1 protein-coding gene is annotated in these 4,067 nt (G+C 67.6%); it reads left to right on the top strand.

Annotated elements, in window-relative coordinates:
* Window positions 1-574: 574 nt before the first annotated feature.
* On the top strand, window positions 575-4,006 hold the full coding sequence (locus ABZ808_RS30855; protein ID WP_357012920.1) for a DNA-directed RNA polymerase subunit beta: 3,432 nt from the start codon (window positions 575-577) through the stop codon (window positions 4,004-4,006).
* Window positions 4,007-4,067 lie beyond the last annotated feature (61 nt).

Below are 4,067 nucleotides of genomic sequence, written 5' to 3'. Positions count from 1 at the left end.
ATCCCCCCCCCCCCCCCCCCCCCGCCCCCCCCCCCCCCCCCCCCCCCACCAGCCCGGCCGGGCGCCCGCCCCCCCCCCTCCGCCCCCCCCCCGCCGTGTTGGTGGATCGGGTGACAGCCGTCCTGAGCTGGGTGCCGAGGAGTGTCGCCCGACCACCCGGATGAGGGTCGCGGGTCGCCCCCAGGTGGGAAAGAAGTGACGACCCGGATACCGGGCCTTGACGCGGCACCGGCCTGCCAGGCACGCTGACACCAGCAAGACACCGCGCTTGCGACGGCCACGATGTGGGTATGACAGCGGCGGCACCATCGACCGCAGCATCCCGAGCGGCCCAGCGGGAGCGTTGCGTTCTGAGCGGCCCGGCAAGCCCCGGTTCACGGGGGCCGAGGCACGTTCCGCAACGACCTGTGGGTTGGGCTGGACAGCGGTTAGCCTCTCGGCTACACTGCTAGTTTGCGCTGCCTTCCGACTAGACCCCTGCTCGGAAATGTCCGGTTACGGATATTTCTGGTGGGGTCATTGGAGTGCACGCGTACCAGCCGTTCTGCAGCACCGGTCCTCGGAAGGACGCATCTTGGCAGCTTCCCGCCCTGCGAAGACCAGTCGTACGTCGAGCGCTTTCGCGCCCCGCCGAGTTTCATTCGGCAGGATCACCGAACACCTCGAGGTCCCCAACCTCCTCGCCATTCAGAACGAGTCCTTCGACTGGCTCGTCGGCAACGAGGGTTGGCAGGGCCGGTCGGCGGACGACCCGCACGCACGCTCGGGTCTCGCGGAGATCCTCGAAGAGATCAGTCCCATTGAGGACTTCTCCGGCACCATGTCACTCTCCTTCTCGGCGCCGCGCTTCGACGAGGTCAAGGCCTCGATCGAGGAGTGCAAGGAGAAGGACCTGACCTACTGCGCTCCGCTCTTCGTCACCGCGGAGTTCACCAACAACACCACTGGCGAGATCAAGAGCCAGACGGTGTTCATGGGCGACTTCCCGATGATGACGCCCAAGGGCACCTTCGTCATCAACGGCACCGAGCGCGTCGTGGTCAGCCAGCTCGTCCGGTCTCCGGGTGTGTACTTCTCCAAGGAGCCGGACAAGACCTCCGACCGCGACCTCTCCAGCGTCAAGGTCATCCCGAGTCGGGGTGCCTGGCTGGAGTTCGACATCGACAAGCGTGACACGGTCGGCGTACGCATCGACCGCAAGCGTCGGCAGGCCGTCACCGTCCTGCTCAAGGCCATCGGATGGTCGGCTGAGCGGATCCGCGAGCGGTTCGGCTGGTCCGAGCTGATGATGACCACGCTCGAGAAGGACCACATCGCCGGCCAGGACGAGGCCCTGCTCGACATCTACCGCAAGCTGCGCCCTGGCGAGCCGCCGACGCGCGAGAACGCCCAGACCCTGCTCGACAACCTCTTCTTCAACCCGAAGAGGTACGACGTCGCCAAGGTCGGGCGCTACAAGTTCAACAAGAAGCTCGAAGTCGACGTGCCGATCACCACCGGCACGCTGACCGAGGACGACGTTGTCGCCACCGTGGAGTACCTGTGCCGGCTGCACGCCGGTGAGGATGGCTACGAGGCCGACGACATCGACCACTTCGGCAACCGGCGCCTGCGGACCGTGGGTGAGCTGATCCAGAACCAGGTTCGGGTCGGCCTGTCCCGGATGGAGCGGGTCGTCCGCGAGCGGATGACCACGCAGGACGTCGAGGCGATCACCCCGCAGACCCTGATCAACATCCGCCCGGTGGTGGCGGCGATCAAGGAGTTCTTCGGGACGTCGCAGCTGTCCCAGTTCATGGACCAGACCAACCCGCTGGCGGGTCTTACCCACCGGCGCCGGCTGAGCGCGCTCGGCCCGGGTGGTCTGTCCCGGGAGCGGGCCGGCTTCGAGGTCCGCGACGTGCACCCGTCCCACTACGGCCGGATGTGCCCGATCGAGACGCCGGAAGGCCCGAACATCGGCCTGATCGGCGCGCTGTCCACCTTCGCCCGGGTCAACCCGTTCGGCTTCATCGAGACGCCGTACCGGAAGGTCGTCGACGGTCGGGTCACCGACCAGATCGACTACCTGACCGCGGACGAGGAGGACCGGTTCGTCAAGGCCCAGGCCAACGCGCCGCTGCAGGCCGATGGCACGTTCGCCGAGGACCGGGTGCTGTGTCGTCGTAAGGGCGGCGAGACCGAGGACGTCGTCCCCGGTGCCGTCGACTACATGGACGTCTCGCCCCGGCAGATGACCTCGGTCGCGACCGCCATGATCCCGTTCCTCGAGCACGACGACGCCAACCGGGCACTGATGGGCGCGAACATGCAGCGCCAGGCGGTGCCGCTGGTCAAGGCCGAGGCGCCGCTGGTGGGTACGGGCATGGAGTACCGGGCCGCGGTCGACGCTGGCGACGTGGTGGTCGCCGAGGTCGGCGGTGTGATCGAGGATCTCTGCGCCGACTACGTCACCATCCACCAGGACGACGGCCACCGCCGGACGTACCTGCTGCACAAGTTCCGCCGTTCCAACGCCGGCTCCTGCGTCAACCAGAAGCCGGTGGTCTTCGAGGGCGACCGCGTCGAGGCCGGTCAGGTCATCGCCGACGGGCCGTGCACCGACGAGGGCGAGATGGCGCTCGGGCGCAACCTGCTCGTGGCGTTCATGTGCTGGGAGGGCCACAACTACGAGGACGCGATCATCCTGTCGCAGCGCCTCGTGCAGCAGGACGTGCTCACCTCGATCCACATCGAGGAGCACGAGGTCGACGCCCGGGACACCAAGCTCGGCCCGGAGGAGATCACCCGCGACATCCCGAACGTCAGCGAGGAAATGCTCGCGGACCTCGACGAGCGCGGCATCATCCGGATCGGTGCCGAGGTCGTCCCCGGCGACATCCTGGTCGGCAAGGTCACGCCCAAGGGCGAGACCGAGCTGACCCCGGAGGAGCGCCTGCTCCGCGCGATCTTCGGTGAGAAGGCGCGCGAGGTTCGGGACACCTCGCTGAAGGTGCCGCACGGCGAGACCGGCACGGTCATCGGTGTGCGCACGTTCTCCCGCGAGGACGGCGACGAGCTGCCGCCGGGTGTCAACGAGCTGGTCCGGGTCTACGTCGCCCAGAAGCGCAAGATCCAGGACGGCGACAAGCTCGCCGGCCGGCACGGCAACAAGGGCGTCATCTCGAAGATCCTGCCGATCGAGGACATGCCGTTCCTGGAGGACGGCACCCCGGTCGACATCGTGCTCAACCCGCTGGGTGTGCCGAGCCGGATGAACATCGGCCAGGTGCTGGAGACGCACCTCGGCTGGGTGGCCAAGACCGGTTGGAAGGTCGAGGGCGACGACACGGACTGGAAGCGGCAGCTGCGCTCGATCGACGCGCACGAGTCCGAGGGGGACACGAACGTGGCCACCCCGGTCTTCGACGGTGCCCGCGAGGCCGAGATCTCCGGCCTGCTGGCGTCGACGCTGCCGAACCGTGACGGCAACCAGCTGATCGGTTCCAGTGGCAAGGCGCAGCTGTACGACGGTCGCTCCGGCGAGCCGTTGCCGGACCCGATCGCGGTCGGCTACATCTACATCCTGAAGCTCAACCACCTGGTCGACGACAAGATCCACGCTCGGTCGACCGGCCCGTACTCGATGATCACGCAGCAGCCGCTGGGTGGTAAGGCGCAGTTCGGTGGTCAGCGTTTCGGTGAGATGGAGTGCTGGGCGATGCAGGCGTACGGCGCCGCGTACGCCCTGCAGGAGCTGCTCACGATCAAGTCCGACGACGTTCTTGGCCGGGTGAAGGTCTACGAGGCCATCGTCAAGGGCGAGAACATCCCGGAGCCGGGCATCCCGGAGTCGTTCAAGGTGCTGCTCAAGGAGCTGCAGTCGCTGTGCCTCAACGTTGAGGTGCTGTCCAGCGACGGTGTGGCCCTGGAGATGCGCGAGACCGACGACGAGGTGTTCCGGGCCGCTGAGGAGCTGGGCATCGACCTGTCCCGGCGCGAGCCGAGCTCGGTCGAAGAGGTCTGAGGTGAGCGGTCGGGGGCCGGTACGCCGGCCCCCCACCCCCCCCCAGAAATATCAGTACAGA

The organism is Micromonospora sp. NPDC047527 (genome assembly GCF_040643015.1).
GTDB lineage: Bacteria > Actinomycetota > Actinomycetes > Mycobacteriales > Micromonosporaceae > Micromonospora.
Note: the sequence above shows the minus strand (reverse complement) of the source record. Positions and strands in the feature narration are given on the sequence as shown.